This window comes from Sulfitobacter sp. THAF37 (assembly GCF_009363555.1).
Taxonomy (GTDB): Bacteria; Pseudomonadota; Alphaproteobacteria; order Rhodobacterales; family Rhodobacteraceae; genus Sulfitobacter.
Genome location: NZ_CP045372.1, coordinates 1,638,457 through 1,654,050 on the forward strand (window position 1 = coordinate 1,638,457; position 15,594 = coordinate 1,654,050).

Consider the following 15,594-nt stretch of genomic DNA (forward strand, 5'->3'; position numbering starts at 1 on the left):
GGGCATGCGCCCGTCCGACCGGGGCGAGGGGCGCTGCCCCTCGCGCTCCCCGGAGGTATTTTCGGCATAAAGAAGGGCAGGGCGGCGCGACTGGTGACTGCAGCTTTGCCCCCTGCTGTGCCGGAAGGGGCGTCAGCTTTTGTAGGGGTCGAGTGACGCGCGCAGCCCGTCCCCGAGGAAGTTGAACGCCAGCACCACGATCACGATCGGCAGCATCGGGATCGCGGTCCACCAGTAGATTTCAATACTGGCAAGGTTCTGCGCATCGTTCAGCATCACACCCCAGCTTACCGCCGGGGCGCGCAATCCGAGGCCGAGGAAACTGAGCGCGGTTTCGCCCAGGATCATCGCCGGGATCGACAAAGTCGCGCTGGCGATCAGGTGCGACATGAAGTTGGGCAGCAGGTGTCGACCGATGACCCGCGCCGGTTTCGCGCCCATCATTTCGGCGGCTTTGACGAATTCCTCTTCACGAAGGGACAGGAACTTGGACCGCACCGCGCGGGCGAGGCCGGGCCAGTCCAGGATGCCGAGGATGATGGAGATGATGAAGAAAACTGCCACCGGGCTCCAGTTCGAAGGGACCGCGGCGGAGAGCGCGAGCCAGAGTGGCAGTTCCGGCAGCGAGCGCAGGATTTCGATTGCCCGGTTGACGATCCAGTCGGTGCGTCCGCCGAAGTAGCCCGCCATCGCGCCAAAGGTGATGCCCAGCAGGAAGGACACGGTGATGCCGATCAGCCCCACCGTCAGCGACAGCTGTGCGCCGTAGAGGATGCGGCTGAACACATCGCGGCCCAGCCGGTCGGACCCCCACAGAAAGATCGTCGCCCCCTCGGGTGCGCAGAACAGGTGGGTGTCGGAGGGGATCAGCCCGAAGAGGTTGTACCCGCTGCTCTCGCAGAAGAAGTCGAGCGGCATCGGCGTCGTGGTGTCCGTGGTGTAGGTCCAGCGGAAGTTTTCGAGATCCGCCTCGGCGGTGATCGGATAGACGAAAGGTCCGATGAACGTCCCCTCGTGCCAGAGGTTCACGCTTTGTGGCGGGGCATAAAGATAGTCCGCGCTGCGTTCGTTCGGGGTGTAGGGCGCGATGAAGCCCGCGACGGGCAACATCATGTAGCACAGCAGAAGGAATACGCCGGAAATTAGCCCGATCCTGTGCCGCTTGAACTTGCGCCAGGTCAGCCGCGCGGCGGATGCGTCCATCTCGGCGCGTTCGGGGGCGCTGATGTCGGTGTCGTCGGACCAGGGTTCGCGGTCGACATATCGGGTGTCGGGCTGGATGCTCATGCGTCACGCGCCCCGTAGCGGATTCGCGGGTCGAGCAGCACCAACAGCATGTCCGAGATCATCGTGCCCACGAGGGTCAGGAGCGCCACGAACATCAGCACGAAGGCGGCAAGGAACTGATCCTGGCTTTTCAGCGCGGCCAGAAGCGCGGGCCCGATGGTCGGCAGGGCCAGAACGACCGACACCAGCACCGAGCCGGAGACCATGGCGGGCAGAAGGTTGCCGATATCGGCAACGAAGGGGTTGAAGGCCATGCGCAGCGGGTACTTCGCCAGCAGCCGGGTGGGCGCGAGCCCCTTGGCGCGGGCGGTTTCGACGTAGGGTTTGCTCAACTCGTCCAGCATGTTGGCGCGCAGGCGCTGCATCATCGCCGCCGCCCCGGAGGTGCCGATGACGAAGGTCGGGACGATCAGATGGATGGCGATGGATTTTACCTTGGCCCAGCTCAGCGGTTCGCCTTCGAAGGTCGGGTCCATCAGGCCGCCGATGGGAATGTCGAAATACTTGTGCCCGTAATAGAACAGGATCAGGGCCAGCAGGAAGTTCGGCGTCGCAAGACCGAGGTAGCCGGCGAACCCGGCGGTATAGTCCGCCCAGGTCTCGGCCTTTGCCGCGGCAAGCACACCCAGCGGCAGGGCCACGACATAGACAAAGAGCACGGCGGCAAGGTTCACCAGAACCGTCAGCCAAAGCGCATCGCCCACGATCTCTGACACCGGCCGGTCGAATTCGAAGGACCAGCCGAAATTGCCCTGGATCAGCCCGGAGAACCCGTTCGGGCCGGGGGCGAAACCGACCCAGATCAAGTATTGCTCCCACAGTGGCCGGTCGAGCGCATATTCCGTCCGCAGGAATTCGGCCTTGGCCACGCCTTCGGCCTGTCCGGTGGCGCGCAGTTCCGCGATCTGGTTGGACAGGTAGTCGCCGGGGGGCAGGTTGATGATGACGAAGACGAGGATCGACACCACCCAGAGTGTCAGCAACATGGTGATGAAGCGGTAGACCGCGTACCTCAGAAAGGTCATTGCGACACCTGCTGCGACGCGTTCTCGAAATAGAATTCGTCGATCCGGTGCACGCCGAAATGCGCGCCGGGTTCGAATGCCCAGATGGCCGTTTCGGGCACGTTGCGCAGGTCCTTGTTCACGACCACGGGCTGCGGCGCTTCGGACAGGATGCCGATGCCGAACTGCTGTTCGGCGTGGATGTCCAGCATCTCGGCCCAGATGGCGCGGCGTTCTTCGCGGTCGAAGGTGTGGTTCCAGGCATCGGACAGCGCCATCAGCCGCTGGGCCGCGGGCATGTCCGGTGGCTCTCCCACCTCGCCGCCGGATTGATAATACTGTCCCCATTTCGGCCAGGCAAAGAAGACCTGATCGGTCGGCGCGAGATAGCTGGGCGAGGTCGACGGCGAAGGCAGGCCGTTGTCCCAGCCGTACCATACCGCGGACATGGTCACACCGGCGTAGACCCGGTTGCGCAGGATGTCGCGGTCAAGCGGGCGCATCACAAGTTTGATCCCGAGGTCGCGCCAGGTGTCGGTGACGATGGCCAGCGCATTCTCCACCTCCTGCCGCTCGCCTGCTGTCTCGATGATGAATTCCATCGGGCGGCCGTCGGGCAGTCTGCGCAGCCCGTCAGCCGTGCGTTCTGTCAGCCCCATCTCGTCGAGCAGGGCATTGGCCGCGTCGATATCCATGCCGGACCACATCTTCAGGTCATCGGGGTCGAAGAGCGAGCTGGAGGACAGGGCTGTCATGCCGCCTTCGGCGGCGAGACCGAAATAGAGGGCGCGGTTGATCATGTGCCGGTCGATCCCGAGGCTGAGCGCCCGGCGGAAGCGTGCGTCGCGCATCACGTCCCGCCAGACCGGGTCGTTGAAGTTGAGGTTGGGGTAGATGGCGATCTGGCTGGCCGCCCCGTTGCCCCAGAGCAGCGTGCGGTAGTTGCCGCCGTCCGCCTCGCCCTTCTTGAGCATGGAGATGTCGGGAAAGTCGAGGCCGCGTGCCTGCAGGTCGGCCTCGCCCGCATTGGCCTTGGCCGCGACCAGTCCACCGCCCACGATGCTCATCTCGACCACGTCGATATAGGGCAACTGCGTCCCGCGCGCGTCGATGCGGTGGTAATAGGGGTTGCGCACGAAGACCTGACGCGAGGTGGTGCCGCTGGCATTGATCCAGGGTTGCAGGGTCGGCTGTTGCGGATTGTCGAATTTGTACATGCTGTCGCGCCGGTTGTGCAGCGCGGCCCAGCTCTTGACCCGTGCCTTGCGGGTCTCACGCTTCAGCGCCTCGGGGTCGGCGAAATCGCCATGGAACTGCTTGAGGTAATGCGCGGGGCGGTAGATGAACGGCGGTGCCGCCTGCGCCAGCAGCGGCAGAAAGTTTGCGTTGGGCGTCGGCCATTCGAAGACGACGGTGTATTTGTCCGGAAAGGTCACACTGCCCAGAACGTCGTCGACATACATGAACTCCGGCGGACCGGTCGGCGTGATCTTGTCGTTGTTGGCGATGTTTTCCCACCAGTAGCGGAAGTCTTCCGAGGTGAAGGGGGCGCCGTCGGACCAGCGATGACCGGGCCGCAGGTGCATGGTGTACTTGCGATCGTCCTCGATCTCGATGTCGCGCAGGATGTCGGGGTAAAGGTCATAGCTGGTGTCGTAGCCGACCAGCCGGGCATAGCCGTAGATCACCATCTGGCGCACGTCCTTGGCACGCGACACCATGGTGCGCAGGGTGCCGCCCTGCTGGCCAAAGCTGCGGCCCTTGGCGGCAAGATCCACCACAAGCGGTGTTTCGGGGATCCGCTCCGCCACCGGGGGCAGGTCGCCGCGGTCGATTTCCATCTGCCAGAAGGAACTTTCCCGCGGCTCCGGTTGCGGTTGGGCGGGGGCCGGCGGTGCCATCAGCAGCACCAGAAAAAGGGCAAGCAGGCTACGCATGGCATCTCACCATATGACCGGGGTCCAATTCGCGCAGCAGGGGGGCGTCCGCCCCTTCGAAGCGGAACTGCTCGGGCCAGGTGGAGGGTGCGCCTGCGCCCTTGGCCACCAGTCCCAGGTCGATGGGCCGCGAGAGGTCCGGTTCCGGCTGTGCTGCGATCAGCGCCTGCGTGTAGGGATGACGCGGGTTGTAGAACAAGGTTTGTGGCGGGGCCTGTTCCACGATCACGCCAGCGCGCATCACCGCCACCTCGTCCGCGATGCGCGCGACAACGGCAAGGTCGTGACTGATGAAAAGGTAACTCAGCGCGGCGCGGTCGCGGATTTCTTCCAGCAGCGTCAGGATCTGGTCCTGCACTGACACGTCCAGCGCCGACGTCGGTTCGTCGCAGATCAGCAGCTTGGGATCGAGGGTCAGCGCCCGCGCGATTGACAGCCGCTGCCGTTGTCCGCCCGAAAAGGCATGCGGATACCGGCGCAGCATGTCCGGGTCCAATCCGACCCAGCGCAGCATCTCGGCGGCTTTCTCGCGTTGTTCCTGACGGGTGCCGATCCCGTGGATCTGCATGGGTTCCGACATGGCGCTCTGTACCCGCATCCGGGGCGACAACGAAGAATAGGGGTCCTGGAACACCATCTGCGCCTGACGCTGAAAAGCGGTCCGTTGGTCGGGGGTCATGTCGTGCACGGGCAGGGGCGTATCGCCCCTGTCGGGGGTGAACAGCACCTCGCCGCCCGGATCGGGGCGTTCCGCCCCCAACGCGATGCGCGCGCAGGTCGTCTTTCCCGAGCCGCTTTCGCCGACGACCGCCAATGTCTTGCCGCGGATCACCTGCAGGTTCACGTCGCGGCAGGCCGCGACCGTCACCGGTTTGCGCCAGCCCCCGGCGCGCATGGTATAGGTCTTGGACACCTGCCGCAGGTCGAGAATGACATCCTTGTGGTCGAGCGCGCGGTCAGGCTGCCCGACTTCGGGAATCCGGGGCGCCGCGGCCAACAGCTTGCGGGTGTAGCCATGCGCCGGGTCGCCCAGCACCTCATCCGCGCTGCCGCTTTCCATGACCCGGCCCCTGTTCATCACGACGACCCGCTGCGCCATGTTGGCGACGACACCCAGGTCGTGGGTGACAAGGATCACGGCCATGCCGGTTTCCTTCTGCAGGCTGCGGATCAGGCCAAGCACCTGCGCCTGCGTGGTGACATCCAGCGCCGTGGTGGGTTCGTCGGCGATCAGCAGTTCGGGCTCCGCCACCATTGCCATGGCGATCATCGCCCGCTGCCGCATGCCGCCCGACATTTCGAAGGGGTAGCTGCGCCAGGCGCGTTCGGGGTCGGCGAAACCGACCTTGTCGAATTGTTCCAACACCCGCCGCTTTGTCTCGGCCCGGCCGATGTTGCGGTGGACACGCAGCACTTCGCCCACCTGGTTGCCGAGGCGGTGCAACGGCGACAGCGAGCGCATCGGTTCCTGAAAGACCATCGCGATCCGGTTGCCCCGGATGCGCCGCATCTGGCGGTTCGAACAGGTCAGCAGGCCGACCTCTCTGTCCGGCTGGTGCAGGGTGATCGTCCCGTCCCGAAGCTGCGCGGTTTCCGGCAATATGCGCAGCACCGCGCGGCAGGTCAGTGTCTTTCCCGATCCGCTTTCCCCGACAAGGGCCAGGGTCTCGCCCGGGCGGACACGAAAGCTCACCCCGTCGACCACCGGCGGGGCGGAGCCGAAGCCTATGGTCAGCTTTTCAACGTCGAGCAGTGAGGTCATCAGCATCCTGTAAAGGCGGTGGGGCCGCCATACGGAGTGAAACCTATTCCGTGCCGCAGGTCCAGAGCCGCGGTCAACCAGCCGCGAAAGCTTCACATTCCACATTGTCTGCGCCATGTAGGGCGGGCAACGCTACAGGAGAAATGCATGAGCCGCCTGGATGTCTTTATCAACCGCATGGTGTCGCAGCGGGCGTGTCTGGATCATGCTGCGGCGCTGACTGCGCATCTTGACGGCCCGGTGTTCGAACTGGGTCTCGGCAATGGCCGCACCTACCACCACATGCGCGAGACGATGACGGGGCGCGAGATCTACGTTTTCGAACGTGCCGTGGCCGCGCACCCGGACAGCACCCCGCCGGACGACATGCTGATTCTCGGCGACGTGCGCGACACGCTGCCCGCCGCCCTTGCGCGCTTCGGCCCCACGGCGGCGCTGATCCATGCGGACCTGGGGGGCCACAACCTCGAAAAGAACGACGCCTTCGCGCGGCTGGTCTCTCCGCTGATCGAGCCGCTGGTCGCCGCCGGCGGGCTGATGGTATCCTCGGACAGGATGTACTTTGAGCGGCTGCAGGAGCAGGACCTGCCACCCGATGCCGTGCCGGGACGCTGCTTCATCTACGGCTAGGACGGTCGGCGGACCGTATCAGAGGGCAATATGACGTTACGGCGCTTGTGGCATGACCCCACAAGCGCGGGAGTTTCCGCTTGTGCCTTTCTGAGCGCGAAACTATCTTGCGCGTGAATTCTGCGGAACGTCGTTCTGCAGCGCGAAATACCGGGGAGGGGGAACAGGCTTGTCGTGGATCTGCGCAGCGCCGACATCTGGTCAAGGCCGAAAACGGGCCGGGAAGCGCCCTTGCCGATGACAGCCGCACATACAGGTCCCTGTGATCCCGATCGCAAGTTCGCCACTACGCTGGCACGCGGTCTGGGTGTCTTGCGCGCCTTTCGCGCCAGCGACCGTGGGCTGACCCATGCCGAAATCGCCGCGCGCACCGGCCTGCCGAAACCGACCGTGTCGCGGCTGACCTATACGCTGTGCGAACTTGGCTATCTCGCACATGGCGGGCGCAACGAACGGTTCCGCCTTGGCCCCGCAGCGGTAACGCTGGGGTCGGTCGCGGGGCTGTCGGTCGGCTTTGTCGATCGGGCCTCTGCGCAGCTGCAGGCGCTTGCGGATCGCACCGGCACGCTGGCGGTCATCGCGGTGCGTGACGGGGCGCGCATGCTGCTGGCCAAGACATGGCGGCCCAAGGGGCCATCGACCCTCTGGCTGGAGCCGGGGCACAGAACACCGGTGTTGGGGTCCTCTTCGGGCATGGCCGTGCTTGCGGCGATGGACCGCGACAGCTTTGCGGCGCTTGACGATCACGGCGCGCTTGCGTCGTTCCGGCAACAGGGGCTGGACCAGCTGGCGGACCGGGGCTTTGCCATCGTGCCTCGGGGCCAGAGCTACACCCGCACTGTCAACGCGGTCAGCGTGCCCTACTTTGCGCAGGAGTTTTGCGAATCCGTTGCCTTTACCTGTGGTGCTTCGCCACGTGACCTGACAGCCGACCGGATGCTGGCCGAGGTCGGCCCCGCCCTGCGGGACACCGTGTGCGCGCTGCAGCGGGACGCCGGAAATGCCTGCGCGCCGGTGCGGCACAGATAAGAATTCAAGGAGACCCATATGACCGACAAGATCGACTATTCCCGCCAGGACGACATCGCCGTGCTGCGCATCCAGAATCCTCCGGTCAATGCGCTGTCGCAGGCCGTGCGTCAGGGCCTGTCCGACGCGATGGACCGCGCTGAGGCCGAAGACGGCGTGAAGGCGGTCCTGATCGTGGGAGAGGGCAGAGCCTTTATCGCGGGCGCCGACATCACCGAGTTCGGCAAACCGCCGCAGGAACCCTTTCTGCCGGACCTCTGCACAAGGATCGAAGGCTCGCCGCTGCTGGTCGTGGCCTCCATGCATGGGGTGTCGCTGGGCGGCGGGCTTGAGGTCGCGCTGGGCGCGCATTACCGGATCGCGCAGCCCGACGCGCGGGTGGGCCTGCCGGAGGTACACCTGGGCCTGATCCCCGGTGCCGGCGGGACCCAGCGCGTGCCGCGCCTGACCGGCGCCGAAAAGGCGATTGATATCATCACGTCGGGCCGACAGGTCAAGGCGGACGAGGCCAAGGAGCTGGGCCTGATCGACCGCGTGTCCGAAGGCGACCCCGAAGCGGTGGGGCTGGCCTATGTGCGCGAGCTTCTCAGCTCGGGCGCGCCGCGGCGTCCGGTCAGCGAACTGCCCGCACCCGAACCGATCGACTGGGACGCCACCTATGACGCGGTGCTCAAGAAGGGTCGGGGCCAGATCAGCCCCGCCACCGCAGTACGTGCGGTGCAGGACAGTGCCGAACAGCCCTTTGCCGAAGGCATGAAGCGCGAGCGGGCGCATTTCATGGATCTCATGCAGACCGACCAGCGCAAAGGCATGATCCACGCCTTCTTTAACGAACGCGCGGTGGGCAACCTGCCTGAACTCAAGGGGGTGGAGCCCCGCGCGCTGCAATCCGTCGGCATCATCGGCGGCGGCACGATGGGGGCTGGCATCGCCACGGCGGCCCTGCTGGCGGGTCTCAACGTCATCCTGATCGAGATGAAGCAGGAGGCGGCGGATGCCGCGCGCGAGCGCATCGCGGGCAACCTTCAGGGCGCGGTCAAGCGCGGCAAGCTGTCCGAAAGCCGCTACGAGGCCATCATGACGACCGGGCTGGAGGTGTCGGTCAACTACGACAGCCTGCGCGACGTCGATCTGGTGGTCGAGGCGGTGTTCGAGGACATGGCCGTCAAGCGCGAGGTCTTCGGTAAACTCGATGCCGTCTGCAAACCCGGCTGCGTGCTGGCGACGAACACCTCCTATCTCGATGTGAACGAGATCGCCGCCTCCACCTCGCGTCCCGAAGATGTGATCGGCCTGCACTTCTTCTCGCCCGCGCATGTGATGAAGCTGCTGGAGGTCGTGGTGGCCGACAAGACCGCGCCGGATGTGGTCGCCACCGGCTTTGCTCTGGGCAAGATGCTGGGCAAGGTCAGCGTGCGCGCGGGCGTCTGCGACGGTTTCATCGGCAATCGCATTCTGGCGGTCTACCGGACCGCGGCGGATCACATGGTGCTGGACGGGGCGTCGCCCTTCCAGATCGACAAGGCGCTGACCGACTTCGGTTTTGCCATGGGGCCCTTTGCCGTGGCCGACCTTGCGGGGCTCGACATCGGCTGGGCCACGCGCAAGCGCAAGGCGCCGCACCGCCATCCGGAGGAACGTGTACCCGCCTACATCGACAGGCTCTGCGAACAGGGCCATTTCGGCCAGAAGACCGGCGAGGGCTACTACATTTACGAGAAGGGCAAGCGCGGCGGCACGCCGAACCCGAAGATCGGCGAACTGGTGGCCGAGGAACAGGCCGAGCGCGGAATTACGCCACGTGAATTCACCGACGAGGAGATTGTGCGGCGCTATATGTGTGCGATGGTGAACGAAGCGGCCAAGGTCGTTGGCGAAGGCATCGCGCGCCGTCCCCTGGACGTCGATATGACGCTGCTCTTCGGCTACGGCTTTCCGCGGTTCTGGGGAGGACCGATGAAATGGGCGGACATCCAGGGGCTGGACAATGTGCTGGCCGACATCGAACGCTATGCGCAGGAGGATGCGTGGTTCTGGCAGCCCGCACCGCTGCTCAAGAAACTCGTGGCCGAGGGCCAGACATTTGACGATCTCAACAAGGCCGCATCGTGACAGCGCGCGGCATGACGATTGACCGATAGGAGCACCGACATGGATCTGAGCTATTCCGACGAAGAAAAGGCCTTCCGCGAGGAAGTCCGGAGCTTTCTCAAAGAAAAACTGCCCAAGGAGCTGAGCGACAAGGTGCGCGGCGGCGACGAGTTGGGCAAAGCCGACATCGAACGCTGGCACGCGATCCTGAACGAGAAGGGATGGCTCGCGCCGAACTGGCCCAAGAAGTTCGGCGGGGCCGAGTGGAACGCGGTGCAGCGCCACATCTTCGAAGAAGAGGCCGCCGCCCATCACGCGCCGCGCATCGTCCCTTTCGGGCTGTCGATGCTGGCCCCCGTGTTGCAGAAGTTCGGGTCAAAGGAACAGCAGGACTACTGGCTGCCGCGTATCCTGTCGGGCGAAGACTGGTGGTGTCAGGGATACTCCGAACCCGGCGCCGGGTCCGACCTTGCCTCGCTCAAGACGACGGCGGTGCGCGACGGGGACCACTACATCGTCAACGGTCAGAAGACCTGGACCACGCTGGGCCAGCACGCCAACATGATCTTCTGCCTGGTGCGCACCGACAAGGAGGTCAAGCAGCAAGAGGGCATCTCTTTCCTGCTGATCGACATGGACACACCCGGCATCGAAGTGCGCCCGATCGTCCTTCTGGACGGCGGCGCCGAGGTGAACGAGGTCTTCTTCAACGATGTGAAGGTCCCGGCCGAGAACCTCGTGGGTGAGGAAAACAAGGGCTGGACCTATGCCAAGTACCTGCTCACGCACGAACGCACCAACATCGCGGGCGTGGGCTTTTCCCAGGCCGGTCTGACGGCGGTCAAGCGTATCGCCAAGGCCGAGATGGCAGGCGGCAAGCCATTGATCCAGAACCCGCATTTCGCGGCCCGTCTGGCGCAGGTGGAGATTGACCTGCAGGCCATGTCCACCACCAACCTGCGCATCATCTCCAAGGCGGCGGCGGGTACGGCGCCGGGGGTGGAATCCTCCATGCTCAAGGTCAAGGGGACGATCATCCGGCAGGAAATCAACGATCTCGCGCGCCGGGCCGCGGGGGCCTATGCGATGCCCTTCGCCTCTGAGGCGATCGAAGGGTCGAACGCAGGTCTGCCCGACCCCCTTGCGGCGGGACCGGTGGCCGCGCAGTACTTCAACAACCGCAAGCTGTCGATCTTTGGCGGCTCCAACGAAATCCAGCGTGGCATCATCGCCAAGGTCACGATGGGAGGATAACTGATGAATTTCGAGCTGACTGAAGAACGCCAGATGCTGCAGGACACCCTGCGCCGCTATCTGCGCGAGAAATACGATACCGCCACCCGCAACAAGATCATCGCCAGCGAAACGGGCTACAGCGCCGAGATCTGGGCCGAACTGGCCGAGCTGGGCGTGATCGGCGCGCTGTTCACCGAAGAGCAGGGCGGATTCGGCGGCAAGGGCTTCGACATCACCACGGTGTTCGAGGAACTGGGCCGCGCGGGCGTGGTCGAACCTTTCCTCGATACCGGTGTGCTGGCCGGGGGCCTGATCGCGGATCTTGGCACCGACGACCAGAAGGCGCATGTGGAAGAGATCATCGCGGGCAGCCTGCAACTGGCTTTCGCCCACGGCGAGCCGACCAGCCGGTATGACCTGAACCGCGTGCAGACCTCGGCAAAGACCGATGGCGACGACATCGTGCTGAACGGGCACAAGGCCGTCGTGGTCAACGCCGAAGCCGCCGACATGCTGGTCGTTTCGGCCCGCGAAAGCGGCGAGCCGGGCGACGACGACGGCATCTCGCTGTTTCTGGTGCCGGCGGATACCAAGGGCGTGACCGTCCAGGGCTATGCCCTTCTGGCCGGTGGCCGCGCCGCCGAGGTCATGCTGGACGACGTGAAGGTTCCCGCCTCTGCCCGTCTGGGTGCGGCGGGCAAGGCCTTTTCGGCCATCGAGGCTCGGGTGGCCGCCGCGTCTGTCGCGCAGGTGGCTGAAACGCTCGGTGCGATGGAAACCGCGACCAAGCTGACCAAGGAGTACCTTGGCACGCGCAAGCAGTTTGGCCGCCCCATCGGCAGCTTCCAGGCGCTGGCGCACCGCATGTCCGACCTGCTGATCGAGATGGAGCAGGCGCGCTCTGCCGTGATCAATGCGGCAGGCCACCTGGACGCCGACCGCGCGATCCGCGAAAGCCATGTCTCTGCGGCCAAGAACCTGATGGGCCGTGCGGGCCGTCTGGTGGCAGAGGATTCGATCCAGATGCACGGCGGTATTGCCATGACGCAGGAATACGAACTTGCGCATATCGCCAAGCGGATCGTGATGGCCGACCATCGCTTTGGAGATACCGACCACCATCTGGAGCGTTTCATTGCCCTCTCCGCAGCCTGAGACATCTCACCTGATCGAGAACGAGACCGGGACGCAGACATTGATCGGCTATGTCGTCGATGTCAGCGACCCGGACGGTCGGGGACGGGTCTGGCTGGATATCGGGCCGCAACACACCAACCGGCATAACGTGCTGCACGGGGGCATCGCTACCGCGGTGCTCGACAACGCCTGCGGGACCACCGGGTCGCTGACGGTCGATGCCGCCGGCAAGGCGCCGTTCCTGACGATTTCGATGAACGTGCAGTTCATTGCACCGGCCTGGGAAGGCAGCCGTGTCACGGCCACGGGCCGTGTCGTGGGGGGCGGGCGCAGCACGCTGTTCATCGCCGCCGACCTGGTGGACGACAAGGACCGCCTGATCGCCTCGGCGACGGGCGTTTTCAAACGGGTCCCGAAGGAGAAACTGAAATGAGCGCACGGCTGGAAGACAAGGGCGACCGCCTGATCGTCTGGAACGGCAACACCGCCAAGCGGGGTGCGCTCAGCCCCGAACTGTACGACTGCATCCTTCAGGCCGCCGAACAGGCGCGCGACCGGCGCATTCGCGCGGTCATCCTCACGTCCGAGGGGCCGTTCTTTTGCGCGGGGGGCGATCTGAACGTGCTGATCGAGCGGCGCACGCTGAGCGAACCGGAACGCCGCGACAGGATCGACGGGTTGCACGACATCATCCGCGCGATGCGGTCTTCGCCCGTGCCCTTCATCGCGGCGATCGAGGGCGGCGCTGCCGGGGCCGGTCTGTCCATCGCGCTGGCCTGCGACCTGATCGTCGCTTCCGAAGAGGCACGCTTTACCGCGGCCTACGTCAAGGCGGGGCTGGTGCCCGATGGCGGCCTGACCTCGGCCATGTCACGGATGATCCCGCGTCCGCTGGCGATGGAGATGTGTCTGATGGGCCGTCCCGTCAACGCGCATCGGTTCGCCGACATGGGCGCGGTCAACCGCATCTGCAAACCCGGCAAGGCCATGGAAGAGGCGATGACGCTGGCCGACACCCTTGCGCAGGGGCCGCGCGACGCGCAAACTGCGATCCGGGGATTGGTGGCCGACGCTTACGAGGCGACAGAGGCCGAACAGCTCGATGCCGAACGCGATGCGATGGCCGCTGCTTCGGGCAGCGAAGAGGCCGCCGAAGGGATCGCGGCCTTTCTGGAGAAACGCAAACCCGACTACCGCTGATCGGCGCCGGGGGAGGAGTGAAAATGGCAAGGGTTGAGGAATATCTCGCCGCTCAGGTCGCGAACGCGCCGCTTTCCGCGGCGGTGAGCGACAGCACGGGCGTGCGCTGGACCTTTGCCGATCTGGACGCCGCCAGCGATGAACTGGCGGCACAGTTGCAGGACGCGGGCGTTCAGCCCACCGACCGGGTGCTGCTGCTGGCAGAAAACTGCGCCGCCGCCGTTTCGGCCCTGCACGCGGCGTGGAAGCTGGGCGCGGTGATCATCCCCTTCAACGCCCGCCAGACAGCGGGCGAGGTGCAGAAGATCCTCGACCATGCCACCCCGGCTGCCGTTCTGATGACGACAGGTGCCTCCGCCGATGCGGGCAGGCACGCCGAGAGTATACAAGCGCGTGAAATCACCGGCAAGTTCGGCAATCTGCACATTGCGACCCCTCTCGGCAGCGACCCCGATGCCGACCTGCAGGACGTGGCGGTCCTGCTTTATACGACCGGCACCACCGGCGATCCGAAGGGCGTGATGCTGACCCATTCCAACATGCGTTTCGGTGGCAAGGCCTCGGCCGAGCTGCGGCAGATGCGTCGGGATGACGTGATCTACGGCGTGCTCCCGATGAGCCATGTCTTCGGCCTGGTCTCTGTGCTGACCGGGGCCTGCTACGCGGGAACCCAGGTGCGGCTGGAGGCGCGGTTTTCGGCGCAGAAGCTGTTCGAGGCTGCCCACGACGGCGTGACCATCATCCCGGCGGTGCCGCAGATGCACGCGCTGGTGATGCAGTACACAAAGGAAAAGGGGCTGGACAAGCTGGGCTCCCCCAGCCTGCGCTATGTCTCTTCTGGCGGCGCGCCGTTGGATCCGGCATGGAAGCGCAAGGCCGAAGCCTTCTATGAGCTGCCCTTGCAGAACGGTTTCGGCATGACCGAAACGACCTCCGGCGCGTCGGCCACGGTGAACAAACTTGGCTCTCCCGATACGTCGGTGGGTCCGATCACGCCGGGCACCGAAGCGATGATCGACGATTCCGTCCCCGGCGGCGGCGGCGGCGGCGGCGACGGGCAGGGCGAGGTGCTGATCCGTGGGCCCCATGTGATGAAAGGCTACTACCGCAACCCCAGGGAAACCGCCAAGGCGCTGGACGCTGACGGTTGGCTGCACACCGGCGATCTGGGCAAGATCGACGCCGAGGGGCGGCTGCACATCCTGGGCCGCTCGAAAGAGCTGATCATCCACGGGGGGTTCAACGTCTATCCGCCCGAGGTGGAGGCGGCGCTGAACGATCATCCGCAGGTGATCCAATCCGCCGTGATCGGCCGGATGAAGGACGGCGACGAGGAAGTCCTGGCCTTTGTCCAGGCGGCAGAGGGGGATGTGCCCGACGCCGACGAGCTGCGCGAATTCGTGAAGCAGCGGCTGGCGGGCTACAAGCGGCCCAGCCAGATCATCGTCGGCACCAGCCTGCCCGCCGCGCCGACCGGCAAGATCCTCAAACACCGCCTGCTTGATGCTTTCGCCGACCGGCTCGCGGACTGACGCTCAGACGTAGGTGCCTTCCGCCGCCTGCCGGATCGCGCGGATGTTGTCGCCGTAGGGCGCGGGGTTGTCGGCTGCGCCGCCTTTGAACACTGCCGAGCCTGCGACCAGCACGTCCGCCCCCGCCTTCACGCATTCGGGCGCGGTGTCCACCGTGACCCCGCCGTCGATCTCGATATGCACGGGGCGGTCCCCGATCATGTTGCGCAACGTCGCGATCTTGTGGGACAGCGGGATGAATTTCTGCCCGCCAAAGCCGGGATTCACCGTCATGACACAGACAAGGTCGGCATCGTCCAGAAGGTGCTCGACCGCGCTGGCCGGGGTGCCGGGGTTCAGCGCCACACCGGCCTTGCAGCCCGCGGCGCGGATGGCCTGAAGGGTGCGATGGATGTGCGGGCCCGCCTCCACATGCGCGGTGATGATGTCCGCACCGGCATCGGCAAAGGCGTCGATGTAGGGATCGACCGGTGCAATCATCAGATGCACGTCCATCACCCCCTTGATATGGGGCCGGATCGCGGCGCAGGTCGTGGGGCCGAAGCTGATGTTGGGCACGAAATGCCCGTCCATCACATCCACATGAATCCAGTCGGCGCCCTGTGCCTCCACGGCGGCGCATTCGGCGCCGAAGTTGGCGAAATCGGCGGCGAGGATGGAGGGGGCGATTTTCACGGAACGATCAAAGGTCATGGCAGTCTTTCCGGCAGCAGGAACAATGGCGGCGTCATAGCCTTTCGGGCCAGCGG

Annotated in this window: 13 protein-coding genes; 8 read left to right on the forward strand and 5 right to left on the reverse strand. The window is 65.3% G+C overall.

The annotated features are described in order from the left end of the window. Positions 1 to 132 precede the first annotated feature (132 nt). The 4 genes from FIU94_RS08115 to FIU94_RS08130 are packed head-to-tail and all read right to left on the reverse strand — an operon-like array spanning position 133 to position 5,990. Positions 133 to 1,287, reverse strand: coding sequence for an ABC transporter permease (locus tag FIU94_RS08115; protein WP_152465316.1), 1,155 nt, complete (start codon positions 1,285 to 1,287; stop codon positions 133 to 135). Next, positions 1,284 to 2,312: an ABC transporter permease gene (locus tag FIU94_RS08120; protein ID WP_152465317.1), complete on the reverse strand. Its 1,029-nt coding sequence runs from the start codon at positions 2,310 to 2,312 to the stop codon at positions 1,284 to 1,286. Before FIU94_RS08120 ends, FIU94_RS08115 begins: the two co-directional genes overlap by 4 nt. After that, complete coding sequence (locus FIU94_RS08125; RefSeq protein ID WP_254702653.1) at positions 2,309 to 4,192, reverse strand: ABC transporter substrate-binding protein; 1,884 nt, start codon at positions 4,190 to 4,192, stop codon at positions 2,309 to 2,311. Before FIU94_RS08125 ends, FIU94_RS08120 begins: the two co-directional genes overlap by 4 nt. A 28-nt stretch (positions 4,193 to 4,220) precedes the next feature. After that, on the reverse strand, positions 4,221 to 5,990 hold the full coding sequence (locus FIU94_RS08130; RefSeq protein ID WP_152465319.1) for an ABC transporter ATP-binding protein: 1,770 nt from the start codon (positions 5,988 to 5,990) through the stop codon (positions 4,221 to 4,223). Between the two features lie 147 nt (positions 5,991 to 6,137). On the opposite strand from FIU94_RS08130, the gene FIU94_RS08135 reads away from it, so the two are divergent. From FIU94_RS08135 to FIU94_RS08170, 8 genes are all read left to right on the forward strand, one after another. Then, a complete protein-coding gene (locus FIU94_RS08135) occupies positions 6,138 to 6,620 on the forward strand; it encodes a class I SAM-dependent methyltransferase (protein ID WP_152465320.1) in 483 nt (160 codons plus the stop codon). Between the two features lie 237 nt (positions 6,621 to 6,857). Further along, entirely contained in the window at positions 6,858 to 7,649 is a 792-nt protein-coding gene (locus FIU94_RS08140; RefSeq protein WP_152465321.1) for an IclR family transcriptional regulator, read from the forward strand. 18 nt (positions 7,650 to 7,667) lie between these two features. After that, a complete protein-coding gene (locus tag FIU94_RS08145; protein ID WP_152465322.1) occupies positions 7,668 to 9,761 on the forward strand; it encodes a 3-hydroxyacyl-CoA dehydrogenase NAD-binding domain-containing protein in 2,094 nt (697 codons plus the stop codon). A 39-nt stretch (positions 9,762 to 9,800) separates the two neighbouring features. Next, positions 9,801 to 10,994: an acyl-CoA dehydrogenase family protein gene (locus FIU94_RS08150; RefSeq protein WP_152465323.1), complete on the forward strand. Its 1,194-nt coding sequence runs from the start codon at positions 9,801 to 9,803 to the stop codon at positions 10,992 to 10,994. A gap of 3 nt (positions 10,995 to 10,997) precedes the next feature. Beyond that, positions 10,998 to 12,131 carry an acyl-CoA dehydrogenase family protein gene (locus FIU94_RS08155; RefSeq protein WP_152465324.1) on the forward strand — a complete coding sequence of 378 codons (1,134 nt, stop codon included), beginning with the start codon at positions 10,998 to 11,000 and terminating at the stop codon, positions 12,129 to 12,131. Beyond that, entirely contained in the window at positions 12,112 to 12,546 is a 435-nt protein-coding gene (locus FIU94_RS08160; RefSeq protein WP_152465325.1) for a PaaI family thioesterase, read from the forward strand. Before FIU94_RS08155 ends, FIU94_RS08160 begins: the two co-directional genes overlap by 20 nt. Then, on the forward strand, positions 12,543 to 13,313 hold the full coding sequence (locus tag FIU94_RS08165; RefSeq protein ID WP_152465326.1) for an oxepin-CoA hydrolase, alternative type: 771 nt from the start codon (positions 12,543 to 12,545) through the stop codon (positions 13,311 to 13,313). Before FIU94_RS08160 ends, FIU94_RS08165 begins: the two co-directional genes overlap by 4 nt. A gap of 23 nt (positions 13,314 to 13,336) precedes the next feature. Then, positions 13,337 to 14,845: a class I adenylate-forming enzyme family protein gene (locus FIU94_RS08170; RefSeq protein ID WP_152465327.1), complete on the forward strand. Its 1,509-nt coding sequence runs from the start codon at positions 13,337 to 13,339 to the stop codon at positions 14,843 to 14,845. Positions 14,846 to 14,848: 3 nt separating this feature from the next. Here the strand turns inward: FIU94_RS08170 and rpe are convergent, their stop codons facing one another. Continuing rightward, positions 14,849 to 15,538, reverse strand: coding sequence for a ribulose-phosphate 3-epimerase (rpe, locus tag FIU94_RS08175; RefSeq protein ID WP_152465328.1), 690 nt, complete (start codon positions 15,536 to 15,538; stop codon positions 14,849 to 14,851). Between the last annotated feature and the right edge of the window lie 56 nt (positions 15,539 to 15,594).

Excerpts from the sequence above, each read along its gene's own strand:
- FIU94_RS08115 (WP_152465316.1), bottom strand. The coding sequence starts at position 1,287 with ATGAGCATCCAGCCCGACACCCGATATGTCGACCGCGAACCCTGGTCC.
- FIU94_RS08120 (WP_152465317.1), bottom strand. The coding sequence starts at position 2,312 with ATGACCTTTCTGAGGTACGCGGTCTACCGCTTCATCACCATGTTGCTG.
- FIU94_RS08125 (WP_254702653.1), bottom strand. The coding sequence starts at position 4,192 with ATGGCACCGCCGGCCCCCGCCCAACCGCAACCGGAGCCGCGGGAAAGT.
- FIU94_RS08130 (WP_152465319.1), bottom strand. The coding sequence starts at position 5,990 with ATGACCTCACTGCTCGACGTTGAAAAGCTGACCATAGGCTTCGGCTCC.
- FIU94_RS08135 (WP_152465320.1), top strand. The coding sequence starts at position 6,138 with ATGAGCCGCCTGGATGTCTTTATCAACCGCATGGTGTCGCAGCGGGCG.
- FIU94_RS08140 (WP_152465321.1), top strand. The coding sequence starts at position 6,858 with ATGACAGCCGCACATACAGGTCCCTGTGATCCCGATCGCAAGTTCGCC.
- FIU94_RS08145 (WP_152465322.1), top strand. The coding sequence starts at position 7,668 with ATGACCGACAAGATCGACTATTCCCGCCAGGACGACATCGCCGTGCTG.
- FIU94_RS08150 (WP_152465323.1), top strand. The coding sequence starts at position 9,801 with ATGGATCTGAGCTATTCCGACGAAGAAAAGGCCTTCCGCGAGGAAGTC.
- FIU94_RS08155 (WP_152465324.1), top strand. The coding sequence starts at position 10,998 with ATGAATTTCGAGCTGACTGAAGAACGCCAGATGCTGCAGGACACCCTG.
- FIU94_RS08165 (WP_152465326.1), top strand. The coding sequence starts at position 12,543 with ATGAGCGCACGGCTGGAAGACAAGGGCGACCGCCTGATCGTCTGGAAC.
- FIU94_RS08170 (WP_152465327.1), top strand. The coding sequence starts at position 13,337 with ATGGCAAGGGTTGAGGAATATCTCGCCGCTCAGGTCGCGAACGCGCCG.
- rpe (WP_152465328.1), bottom strand. The coding sequence starts at position 15,538 with ATGACCTTTGATCGTTCCGTGAAAATCGCCCCCTCCATCCTCGCCGCC.